Origin of the sequence: Uliginosibacterium aquaticum (assembly GCF_012972705.2) — a bacterium.
GTDB classification, from domain to species: domain Bacteria; phylum Pseudomonadota; class Gammaproteobacteria; order Burkholderiales; family Rhodocyclaceae; genus Uliginosibacterium; species Uliginosibacterium aquaticum.
This window is the reverse complement of the sequence record NZ_JABCSC020000001.1, coordinates 161134-187877: the sequence shown is the minus strand read 5'-3', so window position 1 is coordinate 187877 and position 26744 is coordinate 161134. Positions and strand designations below refer to the sequence as shown.

Below are 26744 nucleotides of genomic sequence, written 5' to 3'. Positions count from 1 at the left end.
GGCCTTGATCCGCTTCAAGAAATCACTCGACGGCGAGACGCAAGGCTGCCGCGCAGGCCAGAGGTGACAAGGCCAGTGCCCCCAGCAGGCCGCCACCGAGCAGCGAGAACTGGGCGCTCACGCCCATCCCGGCGCCCCAGGCATCCACCGCCCCGGCGCCGAAGACCAGCACCGGCACGAAGAGCGGCAGCACCAGCAGGGCCAAGAGTGAGCCCGCGCCGCGCAGGCCCAGGGTCAACGCCGCGCCGATGGCGCCCACCAGTGACAGAATCGGCGTACCCAGCAGCAGGCCGCCTGCCAGCACCCCAAGCTCCACACCCTCAAGGCGGTACATCGTGCCCAGCAGCGGCGACAGGATCACCAGCGGCAAGCCAGTGGCCAGCCAGTGCGCGGCAATCTTGGCAGCCACCCACAGCACGGCCGGCTCCGGCGAGAGCAGCAGTTGCTCCAGCACACCGGAGTCGAAATCCTTGTCGAACAGGCGCGGCAAGGCCAGCAACACCGCAAGCAGGGCCGCCACCCAGACCACGCCGGGGCCGATGGCGCGCAGCTGGTTCGGGTCCGCCCCCACGCCGAAAGGGAACAGGCTGGCCACGATCAGGAAGAAGGACAGCGCCACCAGCAGATCGGCGCGCGCGCGCCAGGCCAGCAGCAGGTCACGCCGCAGCACCGCAAGAAAGACCTTCATGGCGCGAAGGCCTCCACGTCCAGCACGCGCAGGGGCGTGGCGAAGGGCACGTCCTGGTGCGAGGTGAAAATCACGCTGCCGCCCGCAGCACAATGCGCGTCGATCTGGGCGGCCAGCGCGCTCACGGCCGCCACGTCCAGCGCCGTGAAAGGCTCGTCGAGAATCCACAAGGGCCGGCTCGCCGACAGCGCGAGGCGCGCCAGCCCGACACGGCGACGCTGCCCTTGCGACAGCAGCTTGCACGGCAGCTCCAGCTGTCGGGTCAGCCCGAGCCGGGTCAGCGCCTCTTGGCAGGCTACCGCGCTCACCAGCAGGCTGGCCGTAGCGCAAGCGAAAGCCAGGTTCTCGGGCGGCGTGAGCAGATCGTTCAATGCAGGGGCATGGCCCAGATACAGGAGCGCAGCATGAAAGGCTTCGCGACTGCTCTGGATCTCCGCCCCCTGCCAGCTTACCGAGCCCGCCGCGGGCAGACTCAAGCCGGCCAGCAGACGCAGCAGGCTGGTCTTGCCCATGCCGTTGGCACCGCCGATGCGCAGCAGCTCACCTGCACCGAGGCGCAGGTCCAGGCCCTTGAAGAGCAGGCGTTCGCCGCGCTGGCAGGCGAGTTTACGGGTTTCGAGCATGGCCGGCATTCAAGCACAACTCAGGCGGCGCGGCCACCTCAGGCGCCTGCCTGCCATGCAGAAGGGCGGCGCCCAATGCGGGCAAACCCGTCTCAAGAAACCCGCCAGGCCTGCCGTAAGCCCGCAAGAAACCCGGCGGAATCTGCCTGCGCATGCAGCAGCGCGACACCAGGCCGAACAAGCATCACAGGGAGCGGAGAACAGCAAATGAGCATCACCCGAAAAATCCAGTTCCTCATCGGCGCGGCACTGGCCACTTGTTGCGTCATGTTTGGGGTGGCCCTGTCCAGCCTCTCCAGCCTGAATGCCGAAGCCGCCAAGGCGCTCGGTAGCGATGGTGCCGACAAGCTGCGCACCGTCGAAGCAGCCTTCGCTGCGGCCCGCGGCACCAATATTGTGGTGCTGGTGCTCGGGGTCGGCCTGATCCTGATAGTCGGCTACGTGCTGTGGCGTGCCCTGATCACCCCGCTCAAGATCATGCAGCGCACGATCGAGCGCACAGCCGATCAGCTCGACTTCACCAGCGAGATCACGGTCGCCAGCCAGGATGAAATCGGCCAGACCCTGCTGGCCTACAACCGCCTGCTCGAGCGCCTGCGCCAGAGCTTCACCGAGATCCAGCAAGCCACCGGCCACATGCTCGAAGTGACCGAGGAGGTGGACGTCACCTCGCGCAAGATCGCGCGCAACTCGCAGATCCAGAGCGACGCCTCGGCCAATATGGCCGCTGCGGTGGAGGAAATGACGGTCAGCATCTCGGTTGTGGCCCAGCAGGCCCGGGATGCCAATCAGCATACCCAGGACTCCAGCGACATTGCCAGCCACAGCGCGGGCGCCATCCTCAGCACGGTGGACGGCATCCGTGCCATCGCCGACTCGGTGCGCGAGGCTTCTGCCCGCATCAAGACCCTGCGCACCGACTGCGACGGCATCTCCTCGATGGCCGGCACGATCCGCGAGATCGCCGACCAGACCAATCTGCTGGCCCTGAATGCGGCCATCGAAGCGGCGCGTGCCGGGGAGCAGGGTCGCGGCTTCGCGGTGGTGGCCGACGAAGTGCGCAAGCTCGCCGAACGCACCGCCCGATCCACCCAGGAAATCACCGCCCTGGTCCAGCGCATGCAGGACAGCGCCCGCTCCGCCGTCGACAGCATGACCACCACCGAGACCGCTGTGGGTCAGGGCGTGGAAAGCGCCCAGCAGGCCGGAGATTCGATCGAACGTATCAAGGAAGGCTCATCTGCAGCGGCCGGGGTGGTTGAGGAAATCGCCGGCGCCATCCGCGAGCAGCAGACCTCCAGCACCGAGATCGCCCAGAACATCGAGCAGATCGCCCAGATGAGCGAGCAGAATTCCGAAGCCGCAGCCTCCTCGGCAGTCGCCGTCGGCCGCATCGGCCAGGTCGGGCGCGAGATCGTGGCCTCCCTCTCGCGCTACCGCATTTCATCCGGTGCGCAGACCCTCGAATTGCGCGTCGCAGATATCCATGCCGACGAGCACCCAGCGGTGCGTGCCCAGCGCGCCATGGCCGAGATGATCCAGGAGCGCTCGCAGGGGCGGATCCGCCTGCGCGTGATGTCCAAGGGCGCTTTCGGCTCGGAGAAGGACGCGCTGGAAGGGATCAAGAATGGCGCACTGGACATGACCCGCAGCATGCTCTCCAGCCTCAACAAGGATTGCCCGCTCACCGTGGTGCCGGGCATGCCCTTCCTGTTCCGCTCGATCGACCACATGCAGAAGAGCATGGACGGAGGGCCCGGTCAGCAGATCCTCGCCTCCTGCGCAGCCGGCGGCTATGTGGGCCTCGCCTTCTACGACAGCGGCGCGCGCTCGGTCTACGCCAACAAGGCTGTCCGCTCGCTGGCCGACATGCGCGGCCTGAAACTGCGCGTACCGCAATCCGATCTGTGGATCGCGATTGCCAAAGCCATGGGTGCTCAGCCCACACCGATGGCGCTGGATGAAATCATCGCCGGCCAGCGCATGGGGCTCGTCGAAGCTGCCGAAAACAACCTGCCCTCCTACGAGGGCTTCAAGCACTTCGAGATCTTCCAGCAATACTCCTTCACCGAGCATTCGATGGCGCCGGACATCCTGGTCTTCTCCAAACGCCGCTGGGATGGCCTCTCAGCCGAGGATCAGCAGCTCATCAGTGCTGCCGCGCGCGACTCTGTGCGCCTGATGCGCCAGTACTGGAAGGAGCGCGAAGACAGCGCCCGCAAGGCGGTGGTCGCCGCCGGCACCCGTCTCATCCAGGATGTGAACAAGCAATCCTTCGAGAACGCGATGCGCCCGGTCTACGACCAGTTCATCACATCCTCCGAACAAAAGAGCCTGCTGCGCGCGATCCAGGAGTTGCGCTGAAACCAGCCGGGCACCTGCCCTGAAGTGCCCCTCCCCGCCGGCCCCTGCCGGCGGATTTGTTTTCAGGCCGGCCAAAAGGGTAATTACAAGCTTCATGGCAGTTCTCTAGCATGGCCGAGGCAGCACGCCTGCCTCACAAAACAGCCCGGAGGAAATCCATGAAGATCGCCCTGAAATCCCTCACCCTGAGCCTCGCCGCCACGCTCGCAGCCGGTCTGGCGCAGGCCGCCCCGGCTCCGGTGAGCCTGCGCGTAGTCACACCCTTCGCCAACGGCCACCTGCTGGCCGACACCGCCCAGCAATTCAAGCGGGAGCTCGCGCTCAGCGCTCCGCACATCCAGGTCAGCGTGCAGGCCGGCGTGCTCAACGAGCAAAGCATCAACCCGGCCTTCCAGAAGTGCGCACCCGGCGAGCGGGTCGGCGAACTGCTGCTCACCGGCGGCCAGCCGATCCAGGATTACGCGCCGGAGTGGTTCTTCTTCAACGGCCCCTATGTGATCCGCGATTTCGATCACCTGCAACGCGTGTGGAACAGCCGCATCGGCGACAGCCTGCGCTACCAGCTCGAAACCAAGGGTGGCATGGTCAGCTTCGCGCCGGTCTATCGCGGCTTCCGTCAGTTCACCAGCAACCAGCCCATCAAAAGCCCGGCTGACTTTCAGGGCGTGAAGCTGCGCCTGCCGCCGGTGCCGGACTGGATCTCGGTGTGGCAGCCGCTCGGTGTCGCCCCGGTGCAAGTGCCCCTGCCCGGCATCTACGACGCACTCAAGACGGGCAGTGCCCAGGCCTCGGAAGGCGATCTCACCCAGATCAAGTCGCTCAAGCTCAACGAAGTACAGAAGCAGCTGGTGATCACCAATCATCTCGTCGGCTTCGGCATGCCACTGGCCAATGCCTGCTTCTTCCGCAACGAACTCTCCACCGCGGATCAGGAAAAGGTGCGCAATGCCATGCACAAGGCGGCGCTGTGGGGCAGCCGCAAGATCCAGCAGGACGAAGCCCGTCTGCTCGCCGAACTGCAGACTGGCGGCATGCAAATCGTGACCCCGGATGCCGCCGCCATCCGCAAGGCCGCCGAACCGGCAATCAGGCAGCTGTTTGCCACGCGCTGGACGGTGACCGACTGGCAGAAGGTGCTGGCACAGTAATAAGCCCGCCCCGGGTTCGGGTGCGCGCCCTCGCACCCGAACCCGGATGCCTGACAAGTACATGATCTGGCTGAATAATTCCGTCTGACGGAAATCACACGCCTCCGTACGGAAGGCGCTTGACGGCGCACCTCTCCTCACCTACGTTGCGGAACTCTGCTTGAAGGAATGTAAGAGTTTTTCCTACATCCAAAGCACTCAGCCAGAGCTGCCGCAGTGAGGCAGCCAATCCAGGAGGCACTCCATGCGCAGCAAACTCTTCGGCGGGCTCGCCATCATGTTGCTGACGGCCCATGCCCAGGCCGCCACCGACTATCCCAGCGGCTATACCAAATGCGCCAAGGAAGGCGCCGCCTGCGCCATGACGGGCACGCGCAGCGTCTCCTTCGGCAAGTCCGGCGTCTTCGTATATGCCACCCTCAGTGGCAGCTTCACCTGTCAGGCCCCGCTGTTCCCGAGCAGCACCCACATCACCGGCACCCGTTACTGCTCCTACGCGGCCGCAGCCAGCAGCAGCGCCGCAGCGTCCAGTGTCGCCGCTTCGAGCGCCGCGGCATCAAGCGCGGCGAAATCCTCTGTCGCGGCCTCCTCGGCAGCGTCCTCCGCAGCCACTTCCGTCGCCGCCAGTTCCAAAGCGGCTTCATCTGCCGTCGCCAGCTCCGCAGCTGCCAGCTCGGCGGTAGCCAGCTCCGCTGCCGCGAGCGGTAAATATGTCGAGAAGCTCGGCCGCGGCGCGGTGGCAGTGCCCGCCGCCAGCGGCATGCTGGTGAGCTGGCGCCTGCTCGGCACCGAGTCGGCCAGCACCGGCTTCAACGTCTATCGCGGATCGGTCAAGCTCAACAGCAGCCCGATCACCGCCAGCACCAATTACCAGGACAGCACCGGCAGCGCCGGCTCGGCTTACACCGTCAAGGCGGTTGTGAATGGCGCGGAGCAAGCCGGCAGCAACGCCACCGTGTTTGCCAATCCCTACCTCTCCATCCCGCTCAACAAGCCGGCAGGCGGCACCACTCCGGATGGCGTGGCTTACACCTATGACGCCAATGACGGCTCGGTCGCCGATCTGGATGGCGACGGCGAGTACGAAATCGTGCTCAAGTGGCAACCAACCAACTCCAAGGACAACTCGCAGTCCGGCTACACCGGCAACACCTTCATCGACGCTTACAAGCTCAACGGCACCCGTCTGTGGCGCATCGACCTGGGCAAGAACATCCGCGCCGGTGCGCACTACACCCAGATGGTGGTGTATGACCTGGACAGCGACGGCAAGGCCGAGCTGATGCTGAAGACGGCTGACGGCACGATCGACGGCAAGGGCACGCTGATCGGCTCAGGCACCGCCGACTACCGCAACAGCTCCGGCTATATCCTCTCCGGCCCGGAATACCTCACCGTATTCAACGGCGCCACCGGTGCCGCCATGGCCACCACCAACTACCTGCCGGCACGTGGCACAGTTTCGAGCTGGGGCGACTCCTACGGCAACCGCGTGGACCGCTTTCTGGCGGGCGTCGCCTATCTGGACGGCACCAGGCCCTCGGCCGTGTTCTCACGCGGCTACTACACCCGCGCGGTGCTGGTGGCCTGGGACTGGCGCGACGGCAAGCTGACCCAGCGCTGGACGCATGACAGCCCGACCTCCGGCTCCGGCGCCTATGGCCAAGGCGCGCACTATTTCACCGTGGGCGACGTCAATAAGGACGGCAAGGACGACATCATCTACGGCGCCGCCACCATCGGCAGCGATGGCAAGCTGCTCTACCGCACCGGCCTGGGCCACGGCGATGCGCTGCACATGTCGGACCTGGATCCGAACCGCAGCGGTCAGGAAGTCTTCATGGTGCACGAGGAGACAGGCGCCGCCTACGGCATGGAAATGCACGATGCGGCCAGCGGCAAGATCCTGTGGGGCGTGAAGACCGGCGTGGATACCGGGCGTGGCATGTGCGCCGATATCGATCCGTCCTTCCCCGGTTATGAGTGCTGGTCCAGCGTGGGTGGCATCTACAGCGCCACGGGCGTATCGATCAGCAGCTCGCGCCCGAGCATCAACTTCGGCATCTGGTGGGATGGTGATCTGTCGCGCGAGCTCCTTGATGGTGTGAAGATCGACAAGTGGGTCCCTGCTTCGTCCAGCGTCACCCGCCTGGTAACCGGCGCCAACGCAGCCTCCAACAACAGCACCAAGGCCAATCCGGTGATTTCGGCGGATCTCTTCGGAGACTGGCGCGAAGAAGTCATCTGGCGCAACACCGACAATAGTGCGCTGCTGATCTATTCGACCGCTATCCCGACCGGCTACCGCTTCCCGACCCTGATGCACGATCCGCAGTACCGCGTGCAGGTGGCTGGCCAGAACATGGCTTACAACCAGCCCCCGCACCCGAGCTTCTTCCTCGGCAACGGCATGGGCACGGTAAGCCTGCCCGCCATCCGCACGCCCTGATCCATCCGGCTGGCGTACAACGGGCTGCCACGGCAGCCCGTTTTTTTTGGGGCGCCTCCCGCAAGAATCCCGAATCCCGGGACAGTGCCTCCATGAAAGCGCTGTTTATCTCGGAACAAGCCGCGAATAGAGTGGCTGCATACCCCTCCCCGCTCCTTCACTCGAGGCTTGCGCCATGAATGACACACTCCTGATCCAACAACCGGCCACTGCTGCGCAGCGCCTGATCCTGCTGTTCCATGGCGTCGGCGCCGATGCCCGCGATCTCTTGCCACTGGGGCAGGCCATCGCGCAGGCCCAAGCTGGCGCCATGGTGCTGAGCATAGCCGCCGCCGAGCCATCGGATCTGGGGCGTGGCCGCCAGTGGTTTTCGGTACAGGGGATAAATGAGGAAAACCGGCTGGCGCGGATTGCCGCCGCATTGCCGGGCTTTGTTGCCACCGTCCGGCACTGGCAAGAGGTGGCGGGCCTCACAGCTGAGCACACCAGCCTCGTCGGCTTCTCGCAAGGAGCCATCATGTCCCTCGCAGCCACGCAGCTGGCTGACCCGCCGGCCGCGCAGATCCTCTCCATCGCCGGCCGCTTCGCCACGCCGCCGACCCTTGCCAGTGCCGTACGAGTACATCTGCTGCACGGCACGGCCGATCCGGTCATCCCCGTGCAGCAGAGCCAGGCTGCCGCCAGCGCCTTGCAGCAACTGGGCGTAACTCACAGCCTGGACCTGATCCCAGGGCTTGGCCACGGCATCGATGAACGCGCGCTGGCCTGCGTACTGCAACGCCTCGCCGAAGGGGCTGCGCCATGACCGAAGCCGGCCTGCGCCAGCACTACGCCCGCCTGAATACGGCCGAGCCGGCCGCCAGCGGACTGAGCCTGCTGCAGATTGGCGCGCTGGAGAGTCATCTCATCAATGGCGAGTCGGGCTCGGAGCCCAATTGCTTTGTACTGGCCGCTGGCGCCCAGGTCATCGGCCGTCGCCATTTCCAGCACATGCCCCCCAGCGCGCTGGCGCTGGAAGAAGCCATCGCCGTCGTGGAAGATCAGCTGGCGCCGCTGGCCAGGCAACTACGACCGGCAGCGCGCCTGCATCTGCTGCTTGCCGCCGACGCTGCGCTGCAGCCGCTGTTCGCGGGCCGTGAATGGCTGAGCCGTGAGGCCGTGGAGCAGCAGTTCCGCCTTCTTGCCGAGGTCGCGGAGGGCTTTCCACTCAGCGCCAGCGGGTTACCCGATGACGCCAGCTTTGCAGCCAGCCTGCTGATCCTGCGCGAAGTGATGCACCACCTTGGCTTCGCCGAGCTGGTTCGTGTCAGGTAAAGAATCGTGGCGCGCCTATCCAAAGCAGCGGCTTTGGTGCACACTGCGCAGCCTGTGGCACGTGTTCCAGTCTCCCCGTCACAGTCTGTATGCAGCCTCTGCTGCCCTCAGAGCCAGTAAAGATCTACTGCGCGCGGCAATCTCGAAGTTCCGGTGCTCAACGTATTCACGTACGTTTTCGCTGATCTCTTCAAGCTTGCGCCGCTCGCGACGATTTTTCTCCGGCTCTCAGGAATCCAACGAACCTGCTTCGTCCTCCTCGACTGGAGCCGCGCCCTGAAGGCAGCGGCTGGTCGACGCAGCTCTCTGATTGAGAGAACAATGTCCTTTGCATCCCTCGGGCTCAGTGAGCCCATCGTCCGCGCCGTGTCCGAGCGTGGCTACACTACCCCTACGCCCATTCAGGCCCAGGCCATTCCGGCCGTGCTGAACGGTGGCGACCTGCTCGCCGGCGCCCAGACCGGCACCGGCAAGACGGCCGGTTTCACCCTGCCGCTGCTGCAACGCCTGACCGAAACCCCGGCCCGCAAGAAGGGCGCAATCCGCGCCCTGGTGCTGACTCCGACCCGCGAACTCGCCGCCCAGGTGGAAGAATCCGTGCGCCACTACGGCGTGCACCTGCCGCTGAAATCCATGATGATGTTCGGCGGCGTCTCCATCAATCCGCAGATCGGCCAGCTCAAGCGTGGCGTGGACATCCTCGTTGCCACCCCTGGCCGCCTGCTCGACCATGTGCAGCAGAAGACGATCGACCTCTCCGGCGTCGAAATCCTGGTGCTCGATGAAGCCGACCGCATGCTCGACATGGGCTTCATCCGCGACATCAAGAAGGTACTGGCACTGCTGCCGAAGCAACGCCAGAACCTGCTCTTCTCGGCGACTTTCTCGGACGAAATCAAGGCGCTCGCCGATGGCCTCTTGAACAAGCCGGCGATGATCGAAGTGGCGCGTCGCAATGCGCCGATCGAGCTGGTGACCCAGCGCGCGATGTTCATCGACCAGAAAGCCAAGCGCCATCTGCTGGCCCACCTGATCAAGGAACACGCCTGGTTCCAGGTGCTGGTGTTCACGCGCACCAAGCACGGCGCGAATCGTCTGGCCGAGCAATTGACCAAGGGCGGCATTCCGTCGCTGGCGATCCACGGCAACAAGAGCCAGAACGCCCGCACCCGTGCGCTGGCCGAGTTCAAGAGTGGTGACCTGCAGGTGTTGGTCGCCACCGACATCGCCGCGCGCGGCATCGACATCTCGGAGTTGCCGCATGTGGTGAACTTCGAGTTGCCGAACGTGCCGGAAGATTATGTGCATCGCATCGGCCGTACCGGCCGTGCCGGCTCCACCGGTGAAGCGCTATCGCTGGTGTCGTCCGACGAAGGCAAGTTCCTGGCCGACATCGAGAAACTCACCAAGCGCAAGATCGAACGTATCGAAGTACCGGCTTTCGAGATGCCGGAAAACGCTGCCGCCGAAACCGACGACCGCCCGCCGCGCCAGCCGCAGGGCCGTGGTCGCCAGGGTCAGGGCCAGCGTCGTGAGGGCGGCCGCAACGAAGGGGGCCGCGAGGGAGCCGCCCGCAAGCCAGCTCAGCCGCACGCACGAAGTGGTGAAGGCCGCAGCCCCCAAGGCAACGAGCGCCGCGCAGCACCGGCCAGGCCTGCCGAAGAAGGCCGCGCCGAGCGTCCGGCGGGCCAGACTCGTCGCAACGGCCCCGCTGGCGAAAGTGCCGGCCGTGCGCATCAATCACCGCGTCAGGGGCAGCATGCCCGCCCGCCACGCCGCGGCGAGCCCAACGGCAACAAGCCGGCCGGTGCGCGTCGTGAAGTCAATGGCAACGTACCCGAGGCACCGCGCCGTGATGCAGACGGCAATCGCGCCGGCCGCGACACCCACCTCTCGCCGGAACCGGGCAAGGGGATCAAGGGCGTGTTTGCGCGTGGCCTGAAAGCCCTGCGCAATCTCAGCTGATTCGTCAGCAAAGCATCCAACGGGTCGCTCAGGCGGCCCGTTTTTCTTGGCGCACGGGTGGCAGCGCCTGCTGCGGCTTCAGGAGTAACATGGCGCTCTTTTGCCGAGGAACCCCGCCATGACAACACCCAGCTTCACCCAGGTCACGCTGTACACCGATACCGACGGCCGCGCCCGCTTTCGCGAAGAGGAAATCGCGCTGACCGAAGGCAACCCCAACGCCCGCCTGTCGCAGATCCTCAATGCCAGCGGCGTGCAGTTCCGCCAGAGCCCGGTCGGTTTCCGCAGCGCCATGCACTGCACCGGCACGCCGCAATGGCTGTTCATTCTCAGCGGCGCGATGGAAGTGGGTCTGGTCGATGGCAGCTCGCGCGTGTTCGTCGCCGGTGAGCACTTCTACTCGGCCGACACCCTGCCGGAAGGCGCGACCTTCGATCCCGCCATTCACGGCCACTGGAGCCGCCAGATCGGAAATCAGCCGCTGGTAACGGTGTTCGTGAAGTCCTGAAGACGCTTGTGACCCCTGTACAGCCCCCAATCAGTAGGCGGCTGCACAGGGTGGCCGCCGGACTCAGCTCCGGCGCAGCGGCAGGCTGACAATAAACTCCGCACCGCCGCCATCGACGCGGTTACGCGCCACAATGAGCCCCTGGTGGGCGCTGATGATCTCGCGGCAGATCGCCAGGCCAAGACCAGTTCCGCCGGCGCCGCTGCGCGTCTTGCTGCTCTGGACGAACTTGTCGAACACCGCATCGAGTTCGTTCTCCGGAATGCCGGGGCCGCGATCGGCCACCCGCACCTCGATGGCGGGCACCCGGCTGCCATCTTTGCCTTCGAGCTGACCTGGCTGGAGCTCCAGTTCGATCTGGCTGCCCGGCGCCGAGAACTTGATCGCGTTGGAGAGCAGATTGCGCAGCACCTGGCCAAAAAGCTTGCTGTCGACCGCCGCAAACGCGGCGCCCGCATGTTCGAACAGCAGACTCTGGCCACGCCCGGCCGCCATGGCTTCGTATTCACCGAGCACATCACGCATCAGCCCGGCCAGATCCTGTTCATGCAACTGGATTTCCATGCGCCCGGATTCGAGCTTGGCCAGATCCAGCAGATCATTGAGCAGGCCCATCAGGCGCTCGCCGCTGACCACGATGCGCTCGAAGTAACCGAGCAGGCGCTCCGGCTCCACCGTCAGGGCGCGCTCCACGCCGATCCGGGCGAAGCTCAGGATGCCATGCATCGGTGTGCGCAGCTCGTGCGACATATTGGTGAGAAACAGGGACTTCGCCGCGTTAGCGCGCTCAGCGGTTTCCTTCGCCATGAACAGACGCGCCTCGGCCAGGCGCCAGGGCGTGACATCGAAATTGGCGCCGACGATCACCGGCCGGCCTTCGTCATCCAGGCAGCAGCCCTTGGCGATCACGCGATAGCGTGGCTGGCCCGTGCTTGGGTGCTGGCGATATTCTTCCTTGAGCACCTTGCGGCCCTGCAGCACCTCGGCATCTTCCGCGAACACCAGACGCGACATCTCCGGGCTCACCGAGGAGACCCTCCCCACCAGCTCCTCGCGCGCCAGACCACGATCCTTGGCGAAGGCCTCATTGACCATGAGGTAGTGGCTGCTGGCGTCCTTCACATACACCGGCTGCGGAATCACATCGATGAGGCGCTGCACGTATTCCTGAATCCGCTGGCGGCGGTCCGTTTCGCGTCCGAGGGCCTCCGAGAGCTGGCGCTCGGCCAGGCGCCAGGGCGTGACGTCAAACACGGACACCACGATCACCGGCTTGCCGGAAGCATCCTCGCAACAGGCTTTGGAAATGACCCGGTAGCGCTCTTCGCCAGTGCGCGGGTGGGGCTTGTACTCCTCCTTCACGATCAGCTCACGACTGCCCAGCACAAACGCATCTTCTTCACGCGTCTGGGTGATGCCGATCTCGGTACTGACCTCTGGCGTGACCGAGCTGACGCCACGCAACTCATCCTTGCTCACGCCACGATCCTGCGCAAAGGCGTTGTTGACGAGCAGGAAACGACTCTCCGCATCCTTCACGTAGACCGGATAGGGGATCACATCGATCAGGCGCTGGATATAGTGCTGGGTGCGCTCGTGATTGAGCTGCTCGCGCTCGAGGGCCTCGGTCAGCTCGCGCTCGGCCTCGTACCAGCGAGTCACGTTGAAATTGGCCACCACGATTACCGGATTGCCGTCGGCATCCAGGCAGCTGCCCTTGGACACGAGGCGATGACGCTCCTCGCCGGTAAGCGGGCTGGGGCCGTGTTCTTCCTTGAAGACGACCTTGCCGGCCAGCACCTCCTGATCCTCGGTAGTCACGGTGTGGGTCAGTGCCGCATGACTCTCCTCGATCCAGGCAAAGGAGCGCAGGCCGATGATGTCCTCGCGCGGCACGCCCATCTCGCGAACCTGAGCTTCGTTGACCATCATGAAGCGGCTCTGGGCATCTTTCACATACACCGGCTGCGGAATCAGGTCGATGAGGCGCTGGATGAAGGCCTGGGTGCGTTCGCGGCGCTCGGTTTCGCGTTGCAGGGCGGCTCGCAATTCGCGCTCGGCATTGCGCAGCGAGGTGATATCGATATGTGTGCCGACCAGCACGGTACGGCCATAAGGATCCACGCAAGGGCCTTTGGCAAACAGGCGATCGCGCATCTCGCCCGAACTGCGGTGCAGGGTGCGCTCTTCCTTGCTGACGATCAGGCCATCATGGATCACCGCCCGGTCTTCACTATTGACCTTGAGCGCCACCGGCGACTGCGGATGCTCTCTTGAGAAGGAGGTGCGGCCGATCAGCTCGGCCACGCTGCAGCCGTAGTAATCGGCCATCGACTGGTTGGCGAGCAGGAAACGGCTTTCCTCGTCCTTCACGAACACCGGATGCGGGATCACGTCGATCAGGCGCTGAATGTACTGCTGAGTACGCTCACGTAGCTCCACCTCGCGCTGCAAGGCCTGCTGCAATTCACGCTCGGCCTGGTACCAACGCGTCACATTGAAGCTCGCCACCACGATCACCGGATTGCCATCGGCATCCTCGCAGCTGCCCTTGGTCACGATGCGATGCCGCTCCTCGCCGGTCAGCAGCCAGGGGCGATGATCCTCCTTGCGGATCGAGGCGCCGGCCAGCACGGCCAGGTCCTCGCTGCGCACGGCTTCGCCGATGGCGGGGTCCTCTTCGCCCACCCGCGAGATCGAATCGATGCCCGGGATGTCTTCTTTGGGCATCTGGAAATCGCGTGCGAAAGCGTCGTTAACCATCAGGTAACGGCTTTGCGCATCCTTCACATACACCGGCTCCGGGATCACATCGATCAGGCGCTGGATAAAAGCCTGGGTGCGCTCGCGCAGCCGGCGCTCGCGCTCGGCCGCCTGCCCGGCAGCACGCTCGGCCTGGCGCCAGTGAGTGATATCGAAATTCGCGCCGACGATCACCGGCTGCCCTTCGGCATCCAGGCAGGAACCCTTGGTGATGAGGCGGAAGCGCTCCTCACCGGTGTACATGTGCGGCAGGCATTCCTCCTTGAGGATCACTTCGCCGGCCAGCACGCGCAGATCCTCGTCGGCGATCGAGCTGGAGAGCTGGCGATCGGCGGCCAGACCATAGGAGCTCTGCCCCATCAGCTCTTCCCGCGAGCGCCGACGCTCAGTGCAGAAAGCGTCATTGACCAGCAGGTAGCGGCTTTGCGCATCCTTCACATACACCGGCTGCGGAATCACGTTGATCAGGCGCTGCACATAGGCCTGGGTGCGCTCGCGTCGCAGGGTCTCGCGCTCCAGCGCGGCCTGTAGGGCGGTCTCGGCGGCACGCCAGCGCGTCACGTCAAAATAGGTGCCCACCACCACCGGGCGCCCGCTGGCGTCCGCACACGCCCCTTTGGAAAGCACCAGATGGCGATGCTCACCCGCCCAGGCGTGGCAGTTGTCGATTTCCTTGTAGATCACCCGCCCGGCGAAGACCTCGGCATCCTCATGCAGGATCTCGCTGGCCTGCTCCATCGGCGTGCCGATTTCCGCGGGCGTATGCCCAAGAATCTGCTCGCGCGGCCGGCCCAGGGCCTTGGCGCAAGCTTCGTTGAGCAGCACGTAGCGGCCCTCACCATCGCGCACGAAGACAGGCTGCGGAATCACGTCGATCAGGCTCTGCACATAGGTGCGGGCCCGCATGGTGGCTTCGAGCTGCTCGCGGCTGGCCTCGGCAAGCTGACTGCAATCCTCACAGCTCAACAGCACTTCACGCAATCCGCCGCGACTCAGCAGACGCGCGCGCAGCGATACCAGCACCGGTTCGGCATCTTGCCGCTCAAGCCAGGCCTGCTCCGTGTGCACGGTTTCGCCGGACAAGGCACGCGCCTGCTGGCGCGCCTGGACCAGACACCATTCTCGCGGCAGCACTGCGTCCGGACGCACATCCAGCAGGCGTTCGCGGGCCACCCCGCTGAGCAGTGCGAAGGCCTCGCTACAGGCACGAATCCGCCCGTCCTCGCGCAGCACCACATAGGGCAGATGGCCCAGATCGAGCGCCGCCCGCGCATAACCCAGTTCGCGGCGCAGCTCCACGAGTTTCCAGCCGAGAAATACCAGCCCCGCCAGCAAACTGGCTGCGAGCGCCTCCATTCCCTCCATGCCCCACTCCATGCCCTGCCCGCTTTCTTGTCTTGAGCGATTCGCGTCCGCAGCTTAACGCCTCGGTCCGGGTTTGTGACAACCTGCTGGCATCTGCCGCCCCTGAGTCCCCGTCAGCGGAAAAGAAAAAGGCCGCCCTCGGGCGGCCTCTGCGGCAGGTGATGCTTACTTCTTGCTGCTGTCCTTGGCGGCCGGTTTGGCCGCTTTGGCTGCGGCCTTGGGCGCTTCAGCCTTGGTAATTTCAAGCAGTTCGACTTCGAAGTTCAGGGTCGCAGAGGGCGGGATCGGGCCGCCAGGCGTGCCTTGATCACCATACGCGATGCCCGGCGGGCAGACCAGACGGGCCTTGCCGCCCACCTTCATCTTGGCCACACCTTCAGTCCAGCACTTGATCACGCCGTTGAGCGGGAACTGGGCCGGCTGGTTGCGGGCGTAGGAGCTATCGAATTCCTTGCCGTCAGTCAGCGTGCCACGGTAGTTCACCTTCACGATGTCAGCCGCTGCCGGGCTGGCGCCTGTTCCTTCCTTGAGCGGAATGTAGATCAGGCCTGAAGCACTCTTCACGGCACCCGCCTCCTTGGCGGCCTTGTCCGCAAATTCCTTGCCGGCTGCATTGGCCTTCTCAGCCTTGACGGCGGCACGCGCCTGCGCCAATTGCTGGATCTTGGGGCCATACACTTCCATCTCAACCGCCGGCTTGGCGCCGCTGGCCGCATCCGTCAGACCCTTCTTGATGAACTCAAGCTCGGCCGGCGTCGCGCTGAAAGAGTTGGACACCTGCTGGCCCAGCACCGTACCCAGCGCATACATCGTCTTCTGGTCATCGGTCATGTCAGCCGCATGCAGCGGCAGGGCCAGGCTCAAAGCAGCAACGAGAACAAGTTTCTTCATTACGGTTCCTTGTGGATGAGGCCGGTCAAGCCGGCACGAGGGGCAAGCATACGGAATTGCAGCGAAAGCTCCAGCGCTTGCAGACCGGCGCAGCAGCCTGCAGTTCCCCCGGAGCCGTCTTCGATCAATCGTTGATGCCCTGGCTGGCGACCTAAGCGCGAGTTGGGCGCCCATGGACAGAGCCTAAATGCTTTGCTGCCAAAGCGTTGCCGGGCAGTGTGCTGAATGTCCACAGACATTGCAATTATTCGTCCATTTTAGGTGCCAGTGTCCACGGCAACGCCCAGCAGATCCCATCCCGTCCACGTCCGGGCAATCCGAAGAGGCTGGCCACGTTGCGCCTGAATCGCATCCGCTCACTTCGTCGGCCTACGGGCCCGCTTTTCTATGCATAAAGTTGTTGCCCGCACTCATGGCGAAATTGACGCATAAAATCGCCATCGTCAGAGGTCGCTTGATGACGTGAAATGACATCTACAAGGACGCAACGAAATGGGAACTGAAATAGACCTGACAGTTGGTCACGTAATGGTTGACTGGAGTAAGAATAGCCGTGGTTATGACCACGGCGCGCTATTCCAAATGAGTGATTTGACTCACATTCATTCGGACCAGACGAACTATGAATACTGCGAAGAACACGGAGTTGATACAGAACCTGCAGAACGCGCGCTGTCCCGATCATTGAAGTCTGTCGTCCCGCGACTTGAACTTTTGGGATTCACTCTGGATGCTACTAAGTCGGCATACGAAGCGCTACTTGCTGAGTACCTTGAATATCAGAATGACATTCTTGAAATGAATGGCGCCAACTCTCCGGCTCCACTTCCTTTCACTGAATTCATCGAATTTCTGACCAGACACCCGCTAGAGTCGCTTGACTCTACTTTCGTTGAAGGGTTTGGCAGCGAGGATAGGGCGAGAATTCGAAGCCGCTTTGTTTCCGACCCGGCGCATGACCGAATTCCACAAATGGAGCAAAGTGACGGCTATTCCGAAAGTAGTTACTTCGGCTCGCTCATTGGATTCCTGCATCCATATTTTGTGATGAGGATGCTGGCGTTAGTGCCGCAGAACCACACTTCGGAAGTTGTCTGGCACTACGGTACGCTCGTTAACAACGGCTGGGCGCAAGAGATTGAATTTGCACCTAATGCGAGGCGCGAGCAAACATTCCTGATTGCCACCGAGGGAAGTTCAGATGTTCATATTCTTAAGCATGCGATTTCCTTACTAATGCCGGAAGTTCAGGATTTCTTCAGGTTTATTGACGTTAGTGAGAGGCATCCATTTTCAGGTACAGGGGGACTCGTTAAGTTTGCTGAGGGACTCGTCAAGATCGATGTTCAAAATCGAATTCTGTTTCTATTCGATAATGATGCCGAAGGATGGTCAGCATTCGATGACGTGCAGCGCTACCAACTGCCACCGAATATGCGAACCATGGTCCTGCCGGAACTTGATGAGTTTCGAAACTTCGCAGCATTTGGCCCACAAGGTGTCAAGGCAGGGGACATCAATCGGCGCGCCGCTGCTATCGAGTGCTATTTGGACCTGCGTCTCGAAGGAAGACCGCCGGCACGGGTCGTGTGGACAAACTACAAGAAGGAACGCAATGACTACCAAGGCAGTCTCGAATACAAAGAAACTTACATGAGAGCATTTCTGGATCAAACCCCCCAAACAATAGCCACCGGCGCCTATGATGTTGGCAAATTGCGCACCGTGCTCGATTGTGTCTTTCGCGAATGCTGCACAATGTCCTTGGCGCATTCCACTCCTTGATCGTTTTACGAGTCAATGAAATGGCTTCACCTGGGTGATAGGACAGAGACGCCACGCATGAAGGACCAGGCGTGAGAGGTTGCCGGAGAACCGGAGCTGTTGAAACCCGGCCAGCCGGATAAGGGTGTCGTTTCTGAAATGGTCACTATTCAGCGGGGGGCGAATGACGCTGGCTACCACGCCCGCAAGTTAGCGCGTGACCATCCTGAATTACATGCCGTCTGCTGGCTGGCGAGTTCGGGAGAATGGCGGAAGCTGAACGTGCGGCCGAGGTGAGGCCTGTCTTGCCATGCATTGTGCTCATGGGGCCTTCTTCCGCCTAGAATGGCTGACCGGAACGTGGCGGTAGCACTTACTCAAAGATGTTTCATTCCCAGGGGGTCGAAATGACAAAGCGATTGGTTTTGTTCAATCACAAAGGGGGCGTCAGTAAGACCACAACGGTCTACAACGTGGGCTGGATGCTGGCAGAGCAGGGGCATCGGGTTCTGCTAGTGGACGCTGACCCACAATGCAACCTATCCAGCCTGATCCTCGGCGATGATTTCGATGAGTACTACTTGGACGACGCGACGCGACTTCAGAATATTAAGGACGGCGTTGCTCCGGCCTTTACTGGGAAGCCCACCCCCATTCAGCCCGTGATCTGCAAATCTCCAGACCGCCAGCCACGGGTACAGCTTTTGGCCGGCCATGCAACGCTTTCTGAGTACGACGCATCGCTGACGTTCGCCCAGAACTCAAATGCGTTGGCTACATTACAAAACCTCCCGGGTGCTTTCCACGAGCTCATTCGCCAAGTCGAGGAGGCTAACGATATCGACTACACCATCATCGACCTCAATCCGGGGCTGAGCGCGATCAACCAGAATCTTTTCTTGAACTCAGACTTCTTTCTGATCCCGACCAATCCTGACCCGTTCTCTATCATGGCGCTGCAGACACTGGAATCCATCTTCCCGCGCTGGGCCACTTGGAAGACTGGCAACGAGGGAGTGTTCCGCGACTCTGCCTACCCGCTGCGGCCCGGCCTCCCCAAGTTCGTTGGTACCGTGATCCAGCGCTTCAATGTGCGAAAGGGGCGCGCGGCTGCGCCGTATCGGGACAACATAGCGGATATCAAGGACATCACCCAGCATCGCCTGTATGCGGCACTCAGGAACGCCGGGCTCACTCTGCCCGATAACGAGTATCCGGAAGCTCTTCGCAACAACGGCTTCTGCCTAGAGGAAATACCGGATTTCGGTGGCTTGTTACCACGCTCTCATGAGGCCGGAGTACCGGTCTTCGCATTGCATGACGATGAGCTAAACGCAACCGGCGTGGTCTTGGCCAATTCGCAAGATAAGCGCAGTCAGATTCATGCGCAGCTTTCCACCGTCGCACAGACGCTGCAGGATCTCATGCACTGAAAATCATGCTCAACGCCAAGTGGGTATTTCACCAAAACATTCAGAAAGCGAATGAGCTTGGAGTCCTATACGCTCAGCTGAGCGGCATGGTGACCATTCCGGAACAGTTCGATGACTTGCTACGCTCGCAAATCGTCAATGCCGTTAGCGCTTTCGACAAGCTGATGCACGATTTGATTCGTATTGGCATGGTCAAGATCTTCGAGAGGCAGAGAGCCCCGACTGGAAAATACCTGAACGAAACGATTGCAATCCAGCATCTCCAGGATTTGACGGCCGGCGCAGTTCTTCCTCCCTCCGTCCGCTTTGAGGAAATCGTTCGGGAAAAGCTCAGCAAGCTGTCTTTCCAAGATCCTACGAAAATCGCCGATGGCCTGAGCTACATCTGGGATGAGAGCCAGAAGTGGCAGCGGATCGCTGTAGGACTAGGGATGACCGACGAGGACGCCAAGCGCAAACAGAAACTGATCGTTACACGACGAAACGCGATTGTGCACGAGGCCGACCTCCATCCGGTGACCGCCCAAAAACAACCAATTACGCGGGCGGAAGCAACGGATATATCTGATTTCTGTCTCGCTCTCGGCAATCAAATCTGCCTCTTGGTTGTCTGATGCATGCCCCAGGAGGCACTAAAACATCCGGTGGCAATTTCCGAAAAGGCTTGAGTTTCTGTGCAGGGCTCCTCACGTCAGATGTTGAACCTTGCCACCTACATCGGCCGACGGTCGCTCTAGACACTAGAGCGGACGGCGCTGTGCATGTGCATGACAGGCCGCAGTGGCCGAGTAGTGTGAATTGGCCGTCCGGCAGGTATCAAAGTACTGCGGCCATTCCGAGGACTCGCTTTGCGGCAGGAGTGACAGACCGTTCCTGGCCAATTGCCGTCAGCCGCTCACTTCGATCAGCGTACTGAAATCATATCAACAGCAGGTGTCAATGACCGCAGTAAACTGATAACACCTCAGCTACCCAGCCTAGGCAAATTCAAAATGCTAGCAGAAGGCTGAAGTTGATCTAATCGAGCACTCATATCAGCGACCTGCTCGGTGAGCTCAACAATTCTCAGGTTGGCATCGGCCAATAAACTCGCAGCTCTATCCCTCTGCCGCTTGAGATCTGCAATAACCTCCCGTTTATCACGGTTCTTGCGCCTCTCCTTTAGTGACTTCTGCCGGGCGGATTCAACAGGTGACTGTTGATTCGCCTCTATCCATTCCTGGATCTCTAGCACGAGAAGCGGAAATCTTGCTTTGCGCAAGGCGCTTGGATCGCACCCAGCTTCCTTTGCTACGTTGTTTTGGCTAACTGAAGTCCCTTTTGGAAGGACTCGTGGAACGCCAAATTTCAAACGCTCGAAAGCCATACGAAACCGCTGCTCAGCGGAATCCGCTACCTGACTATCCTTGGTTGATATAGGCAAAATAGTTCTCCAATCCACGTCTTTCTTGTTCGAGCGCGCGATATCGGGGGGAGTCGACTGGTGTATCAGCCAAGAGGGCTTTGACGCCCTTCAAGCGAGCCTGATTCGAAGACGCGCGTGTTCGATCAAAAAGCACATGGGCACAAGGCGATGTATCAGAGTTTCCAGCACAGTCGCCAACACTCTCAACACAATCGCCACTGTCACATCGGCCGCTATTCATACACGCGCCAAGAGGCGTTCGGCGAAAGCTGATTTTCCCTTTACGAGCCGCTTTCTCATACCGTTGCGCAGTCCCTTCTTCAATCAGATTGACTGATTCAGCAATGCCCGCAGCTGAAACAATTCGAAGCTTATGCTCATCGCCATGAGGACTTAGATACCGACTCGAATGCAACGCAGCCAGCTCGCGTCCCATAACCTCGTATTGAGCTGCAACCAAAATCAGTCGAGTCTCTTCATTTAAGCGAAGACTGGAGTTACCACGCCCGTAATATAAAGGCATGGCACGAGTAAGGTGTTTCAACTGGAGTTGAATTGATGAATCACTGACAATTCCAGATGCGAACATGTTTACAGCGCCTGTACGCCTCAATTGGTGCCAGGCCAATGGCCACGGGGAGCCAATTTTGTATCTATCAGGATCAAGCGTTGGGGTGACTGAACGAGCCACCTTAAGATCGTCATCAGTCACGATCATATGCGCGGGATCGAAGAGCTTCCGAAACAGACGCTGAATCTCTCCATAAGGTCTGACATGAGGTCGAACACTCCTGACTTTATGGCTCCTACGCCTTCCAACCCCACCGACCCATGGCTCGCTACTCCAGTCCATCAAATATGGGCTTCCTTCGGCAGAGGTCTCCGGAAAATAGGTCCTGAGGGCTGCGATAGACTTCATTGCCACAATCGCGGTTTCAACACCCGGGCTTACAACCCACAGCGCATCTGAGTCCTGATCTGTTTTTGTTGTCTCCCCTTTAATCATCAACACACGCCTAACCGTGTCACACTCTTCCCAGACAAGTGCGTCTGTTCGAATAGAAGCCCCTTCGGAAACTCGCATCAAAGAAAAATTTATCAAGTATGCCAATCCCGCATACTGGACAAGATTCAGGTAAGCAGAAAACGACTGAATGGTACTTGTGCCGGAGTATCCAGAAACCCATTTTTTTAGTAAATCATTGAGCCCATACCTTTCAGCCGTCAGCGGGAAAGGTCCATAGAAAACAATTTTTGAGTATTTGCCTGTCCGATCTGGATGAGTCTGAAATGGTGCTTTATGCCTCGAAACAAATCCATCTCGCCCCATGTTGTTACGATAAGCGTCACAGCAAAACTTGAAGCAATCTTCGATCTTATTTTGATGCAGCAAATATTCATCAAGGCATGACTTCAAACGCGTCACTTGATACGACCAAATCCGTGGCGGAATGTAAGGGGTTTGGTCTTGCAAATACCTTGGATCACAGGACTCCAGGCGCCTTATGCCGCTTCGGTCAACAACAACAAACCCAAGAAAGTCTCTGGCATCAATAAGCCTATCCAGCTCAGCCACAAGTTGCGTGTATTTGCTTTTTGATATTAACGCTATCGCAGCGTCAAAAACTCTCGGATATCTCATCAAGTCTCTGGCCAGAATTCCTTCTCGGCTACAAAGCTCGAATATTTTCCTGACGGGCTTGAAAAAATTTTCAACTACGGAGCCCAGGTTTACAGCCCCACGCGGGCCCCATATCCTCCATGAAAATATAAGACGTAAATCATCTGCATTCAAAGGATCAATCGACGGTGAATTTCTATTAATTTTTACACCATCGCCGAAGTTCAGCAGCTTTCTTTTCCCGCCCCATGGAGACAGATCCCATACTGGATCACCCCAGCGCGACACTTCATTACCATTCTCGTCTTCGATACAAACCCAGTCCTTTGGCGGCGGCCAACTTGGAGGGCGGTAGCTTCGTGACTCAGGAGTTGCTGGCAAGCCAGGAATTGCCAATCCAAAGTGATCTAGGCTTAAAGTCATTTCAGACCTCACACGTGCTTTCGATTAGATATTTCCAGTGCGGATGATAACTACCCTCATCCACCCGCTCTAACGCCTCATGAACCCAAGATTTTCGCAAAGCATTTGAACCACTAAACCATTTGAGCTTTGAACTCAAAACATCGATAGCAAGATCAACATACGCAGCAGGATCGACCTTGCCTTTCTGAATAGGCGCATACCCTTGAAGAACAATCATTTTCAGGCATCTCATGCTTGCAACAGACCAAACATAATCCTGGCTATCAATGTCGCGATGATGCGCACAAAACAAACACCCTGTTGGAGTTTTGCAATCCGGAACAGGCGTCATTTCCGGGATATTTGACACCAATTCCGGTACGCCATCACATATGCCCGGCGCTACACTTTCCTTTCCGCTTACGCCCGTTGATGGATCGTGCAGAGGCCAGAATTGAACAATCTCGGCCATAGCGACTTGAAGGCTAGGCTCTTCGTACACTCGAATCAGAGTTTCTTTCGTGTGCTGGGATTGCTCCGCCGCAAGCTCTGGGTCTCTAGATCTCTTCAAAAGCCAATTAACCCTGACTTTGCGAAGAACTGATGGTGGCACAAATTTAATTCCAGACCGTAGGCAGATATCATTCCTGAATCTTGTGAAATAAGGTGCATTAATATCTGATCGGCCATTTATTCTTACGAACGGAAACAACTCCTGGCTGCAAGAAAAAAACTTGCGCCTCCAACTTAGATACGCTTCAAAATGTCTGCGGTACTCAGAGTAGACCTCAAACAAAACCTCACCCGATTTTCTGTTCTTATACTCCCTAACTTCATAACCATCTATGGAGCTTTTATAGCTGTACTGTGAAATTTTCAGCCTGTAGGCCTGCGCCAAATTCATGCCAGTTTGTGAGATGAACAGCAATAGTTCAGCTTCAAGGCGAAGATTTGCCAGTGGAAACCTTCTGCTCATGCTCGTGTTATTTTCTCGCTGCTCCCTTGCCGCCCGTACTTGGCTTTCCGCATATTTTGAATATTTATATCCAGATTTATACGCCACGAGACTTTCTCTATCTTTCATCCCTGACCACTCAACAAGCTCTTGCCCTGAGCGCAGTTTGATTCGTACAGGCAAGGGGCCAAGTAACGCGTCTGCTGACAACCCATTAATTACGTCGATCAAAAGGCCACCAAACTCAAGAGCCGAAGATAAAGAACTTTTGTCAGCCCCTCTCCCACCAACAGCCCGCCGTGGTTTCTTTGGGCGTCGCACTCTAGTTGTCTCCAAAAGCGATGTTTTACGTTCGAAGACCCTATTCAGAACGCTCGCCACTGTACTAGCTAGCGTATGCATCGTTTCTCCAGAAACACTCTTGGTCTTATAGAGATGAATTAAGTAGTCACACCAATGCCGGTATGTCGACTCAACGGTCTGATAGCTTATCGGACGATTTATCGGGTCTTGATCCGCCCATGTCCAGAATGTCCTTAAGTTACGGACAGCAGCGCGCGCCGTATGTGGGGATCCACCGGATACCAATGCGGAGATCAATACTGCATGGATGTCATTTACGAGGCCTAAACGTTCCTCAATCACATCGCCAAACAGTCCTGAATTAATTTTTTCGGCAACCACCCGGGCATTCTCCCCTGTCGCACCCCTATATAGGAATATGCGCAAATCCCATGGAGTTTGATGCCGCCCATACTCAACCATGGGAAAGGTCAGGTCCGGGATATCAGTATTTTTCATTTCTTGGCCTCACGCTTTTTGAGACCCCAAAAAAAGCCAGCGTAAACGCGCTGGCCACCTCAATTTTCGCCTTTGTGTGCTCAATAAATGTGATGTATCGAAATGTTGTGGACTCATGTCGATGATGCATCGCTCTTCTGACGAACTCGATTGCGGCCTTAACGTTTCCAACCCCAATGGAGATGGACATTAACCATGTTCCATATGTCGCCCGAGTCTGGTGAAAATGGAATCTCAGTAAAAATTTCAACCCTGCGCAGATACCTTGGCGACGAAGATCTACCATTTCTCGATTCACTGCAGCCGGCTTGAACGGATTCCCAAATCGAGTCAAGAAAAGGCATGCCTTATTTGATTTGTCCGCTTTTATTACCCGGTCTAGATGTCTCGCAGAGGTCGAATAGGCTTTCATCAGGCGCATCAGCTCATCTGGAATCAGCAGATCCCCGGATACATCAAATTTCGTAGAAATGCCCGTCCCTGGACCGACGGGCACCACCCACATACCGGGCACACCAGGATCTCTTAATGCATTCTCAAGCGCCGGGACTTTCATTGAGGTGATTGTTCCTAAGCGAGCCCCTGTAAAGAAGCCGATCAGCAGCATCAAATGCAGCTCTTCACTGACGTGTTCCGTGGTGTAGCGAAGCAAGTCCTGCATATGCTCTGCAGTAATCGGCAATAGGCCGTCTTCAAGCCTGACTCCCGGCCTCGCTCGATTCGGTATCGAGATATCTGTAGTTATCCGCTGAAGCGTCCGCTCGAATCCGACGCTATCGAAGTAACGCACGACGGCCACTCGATCTTGCCATTTCGGAGCTTCATGGCTGATGAAGTTGTGCCCTGAGCTGAATCGGTAAAAGCGGATTACGGCCCGCATTCGAGCCGTCGTCGTTGAAGGGCTTAGCCCCCCTCTGTCACGGGAATCAATCAGGAATCCGCGATACCTTATTAATACCCGCTCTGCCTTGTTCTTTGGGAAGTGCCGCCAATCTATCTGCTCGTCTACAAGCCACTTCGCGTATTTATGTAGATGCTCCATCAGGCTTTGAACGGTTTTCGCCTTTACATCCCGGCTCCGGCTCATTTCAAGCGCCCACAGATTGGCCTCATTCCATGGCTGGCCATCAGCCCAGAATATCTGCGGCAGGCGCTCTACTGCCCGAACCGCCGCATCCGAAACCCATTGAACAGAGTTGCCAACGATTTCCGGCCGATGTGGCTGATAGCGGATGTATTCCAGTCTCGCCATTAACGCCCCACGTCGCAGGCGTTCGCAGGGCGTTTGCCCCGAGGCTTGAACTCATAACGGCCTGGCCACAGTTCTTGCAGACTGCTGCCCAGCAGTTCCGCTACTCGCAAGGCCACGCGATGGCAGGTCGCCCGGTCATGAATCACGTTATTAACGATGCCGTGGCTGACCTGCAGATCCTTTGCGAGCGCCACTTGTGTCCAGCCCAGCGTGCGCAGCCGGTACGCGATATCCACGCCCTGCAATGTTTTGCCACCCATGGCTTCCCACGCTCCGCAAAGATAGAATTAGCTACTTACAACAACGCGAAAACCTATCTATTGATAGCAATCGCTATTCGATAATGAGCGACTCTAGCGCAGCGGATAGGCTTGGAGCAAGCGGTGTCGACCCGCAGGACGGTTTTTGCGCCCGCTTCGGGCAGTTGCTCGCGGCCTTAAACATCTCGCAAAACGAGTTTGCGCGGCAGCTCGGCTCAACTTCCGCCTTCATCAGCAACCTGGCGCGTGGCAAGTCCCGGCCCGGCCTGGATTTCCTGGCGAAGATATCCACCACGTTTGGGGTCAGCCTTGATTGGCTCGTGCTCGGCAAAGGCACATTGCGGGGCGATCCGTTCATTGATCCGGAATGGCTGCACACAGCCGCATTGCGAGTCGAGCTTGCGATGCTTATGGCGGCCGGTAATCCGGAGGCCAAAGCGCTGGTGTCGGAGCTACTGGGCGAGCGCCCTCCCGCTCTAACGGTTACGCCCGCCCGCCAGGCATTGCTAGACATGCTGGCTGCAGCCACATCACGCGACCCCTTAGTCACGTCTCTCTATAACCGCTACCTGAGCCAGCGTGATCCAGTCGAACGCGCACGCGCTGCTTTGCGGGCTGCCATGCAGCAGCTTCAGGCCAATAGTTCCGACCCTCTGGCCGCGCTGATCAACCAGAGCAAACAGGCGCCAGACGCCGGCGGCTCAGTCGTGCAGACAGCCTTTGGTGGCAGCAACAAATTTGCGGGCGGAGACTTCCATGAACACTGACCG

At 59.7% G+C, this 26744-nt stretch carries 20 protein-coding genes; 11 read left to right on the top strand and 9 right to left on the bottom strand.

Going from position 1 to position 26744, the window contains the following annotated elements:
* Window positions 1-22: 22 nt before the first annotated feature.
* On the bottom strand, window positions 23-688 hold the full coding sequence (ccmB, locus tag HJ583_RS00850; RefSeq protein ID WP_170019682.1) for a heme exporter protein CcmB: 666 nt from the start codon (window positions 686-688) through the stop codon (window positions 23-25).
* Window positions 685-1311: a cytochrome c biogenesis heme-transporting ATPase CcmA gene (ccmA, locus tag HJ583_RS00845; protein WP_170019680.1), complete on the bottom strand. Its 627-nt coding sequence runs from the start codon at window positions 1309-1311 to the stop codon at window positions 685-687. The genes ccmB and ccmA overlap by 4 nt, the downstream gene beginning before the upstream one ends.
* Window positions 1312-1518: 207 nt before the next feature.
* Here ccmA and dctP point away from each other — a divergent pair, with 207 nt between their 5' ends.
* From dctP to HJ583_RS00810, 7 genes are all read left to right on the top strand, one after another.
* On the top strand, window positions 1519-3675 hold the full coding sequence (dctP, locus tag HJ583_RS00840) for a TRAP transporter substrate-binding protein DctP (protein WP_170019678.1): 2157 nt from the start codon (window positions 1519-1521) through the stop codon (window positions 3673-3675).
* Window positions 3676-3833: 158 nt separating this feature from the next.
* Window positions 3834-4823: a TRAP transporter substrate-binding protein gene (locus HJ583_RS00835; RefSeq protein WP_170019676.1), complete on the top strand. Its 990-nt coding sequence runs from the start codon at window positions 3834-3836 to the stop codon at window positions 4821-4823.
* Window positions 4824-5067: 244 nt separating this feature from the next.
* Complete coding sequence (locus HJ583_RS00830; protein WP_235943686.1) at window positions 5068-7272, top strand: rhamnogalacturonan lyase; 2205 nt, start codon at window positions 5068-5070, stop codon at window positions 7270-7272.
* 175 nt (window positions 7273-7447) lie between these two features.
* Window positions 7448-8077, top strand: a complete 630-nt coding sequence (gene ypfH, locus HJ583_RS00825) for an esterase (protein ID WP_170019674.1) — start codon at window positions 7448-7450, stop codon at window positions 8075-8077.
* Window positions 8074-8586 (top strand): hypothetical protein, encoded by a 513-nt coding sequence (locus tag HJ583_RS00820; protein WP_170019672.1) that lies wholly within the window; start codon window positions 8074-8076, stop codon window positions 8584-8586. Before ypfH ends, HJ583_RS00820 begins: the two co-directional genes overlap by 4 nt.
* Window positions 8587-8907: 321 nt before the next feature.
* A complete protein-coding gene (locus HJ583_RS00815) occupies window positions 8908-10551 on the top strand; it encodes a DEAD/DEAH box helicase (protein WP_170019670.1) in 1644 nt (547 codons plus the stop codon).
* A 118-nt stretch (window positions 10552-10669) separates the two neighbouring features.
* Window positions 10670-11059 carry a cupin domain-containing protein gene (locus HJ583_RS00810; protein ID WP_101942057.1) on the top strand — a complete coding sequence of 130 codons (390 nt, stop codon included), beginning with the start codon at window positions 10670-10672 and terminating at the stop codon, window positions 11057-11059.
* 63 nt (window positions 11060-11122) lie between these two features.
* Here HJ583_RS00810 and HJ583_RS00805 read toward each other — a convergent pair whose 3' ends face one another.
* Complete coding sequence (locus HJ583_RS00805; protein WP_170019668.1) at window positions 11123-15187, bottom strand: sensor histidine kinase; 4065 nt, start codon at window positions 15185-15187, stop codon at window positions 11123-11125.
* A gap of 165 nt (window positions 15188-15352) precedes the next feature.
* Window positions 15353-16078 carry an FKBP-type peptidyl-prolyl cis-trans isomerase gene (locus HJ583_RS00800; protein WP_170019666.1) on the bottom strand — a complete coding sequence of 242 codons (726 nt, stop codon included), beginning with the start codon at window positions 16076-16078 and terminating at the stop codon, window positions 15353-15355.
* 492 nt (window positions 16079-16570) lie between these two features.
* Between HJ583_RS00800 and HJ583_RS00795 the strand changes: the two genes are divergently transcribed.
* The 3 genes from HJ583_RS00795 to HJ583_RS00785 all read left to right on the top strand — a co-directional run bounded on the left by HJ583_RS00795 (window position 16571) and on the right by HJ583_RS00785 (window position 19889).
* Entirely contained in the window at window positions 16571-17863 is a 1293-nt protein-coding gene (locus tag HJ583_RS00795; protein WP_170019664.1) for a HEPN/Toprim-associated domain-containing protein, read from the top strand.
* Between the two features lie 386 nt (window positions 17864-18249).
* Window positions 18250-19275 (top strand): ParA family protein, encoded by a 1026-nt coding sequence (locus HJ583_RS00790; RefSeq protein ID WP_170019662.1) that lies wholly within the window; start codon window positions 18250-18252, stop codon window positions 19273-19275.
* Between the two features lie 5 nt (window positions 19276-19280).
* Window positions 19281-19889 (top strand): HEPN domain-containing protein, encoded by a 609-nt coding sequence (locus HJ583_RS00785; RefSeq protein ID WP_170019660.1) that lies wholly within the window; start codon window positions 19281-19283, stop codon window positions 19887-19889.
* Window positions 19890-20239: 350 nt separating this feature from the next.
* Here the strand turns inward: HJ583_RS00785 and HJ583_RS00780 are convergent, their stop codons facing one another.
* From HJ583_RS00780 to HJ583_RS00760, 5 genes are read right to left on the bottom strand one after another with little or no spacing between them, the layout of a single operon-like run.
* Complete coding sequence (locus tag HJ583_RS00780; protein WP_170019658.1) at window positions 20240-20641, bottom strand: hypothetical protein; 402 nt, start codon at window positions 20639-20641, stop codon at window positions 20240-20242.
* A gap of 34 nt (window positions 20642-20675) precedes the next feature.
* Window positions 20676-22724 carry a hypothetical protein gene (locus HJ583_RS00775; RefSeq protein ID WP_170019656.1) on the bottom strand — a complete coding sequence of 683 codons (2049 nt, stop codon included), beginning with the start codon at window positions 22722-22724 and terminating at the stop codon, window positions 20676-20678.
* A gap of 1 nt (window position 22725) precedes the next feature.
* A complete protein-coding gene (locus HJ583_RS00770; protein WP_170019654.1) occupies window positions 22726-24462 on the bottom strand; it encodes a site-specific integrase in 1737 nt (578 codons plus the stop codon).
* The gene (locus HJ583_RS00765) at window positions 24449-25714 is read right to left on the bottom strand and encodes a site-specific integrase (protein ID WP_170019652.1); all 1266 of its coding nucleotides are present in this window, start codon (window positions 25712-25714) and stop codon (window positions 24449-24451) included. The genes HJ583_RS00770 and HJ583_RS00765 overlap by 14 nt, the downstream gene beginning before the upstream one ends.
* Complete coding sequence (locus HJ583_RS00760) at window positions 25714-25974, bottom strand: helix-turn-helix domain-containing protein (RefSeq protein ID WP_170019650.1); 261 nt, start codon at window positions 25972-25974, stop codon at window positions 25714-25716. The genes HJ583_RS00765 and HJ583_RS00760 overlap by 1 nt, the downstream gene beginning before the upstream one ends.
* 83 nt (window positions 25975-26057) lie before the next feature.
* Here HJ583_RS00760 and HJ583_RS00755 point away from each other — a divergent pair, with 83 nt between their 5' ends.
* Window positions 26058-26741 (top strand): helix-turn-helix domain-containing protein, encoded by a 684-nt coding sequence (locus HJ583_RS00755; protein WP_170019648.1) that lies wholly within the window; start codon window positions 26058-26060, stop codon window positions 26739-26741.
* Window positions 26742-26744: the final 3 nt, after the last annotated feature.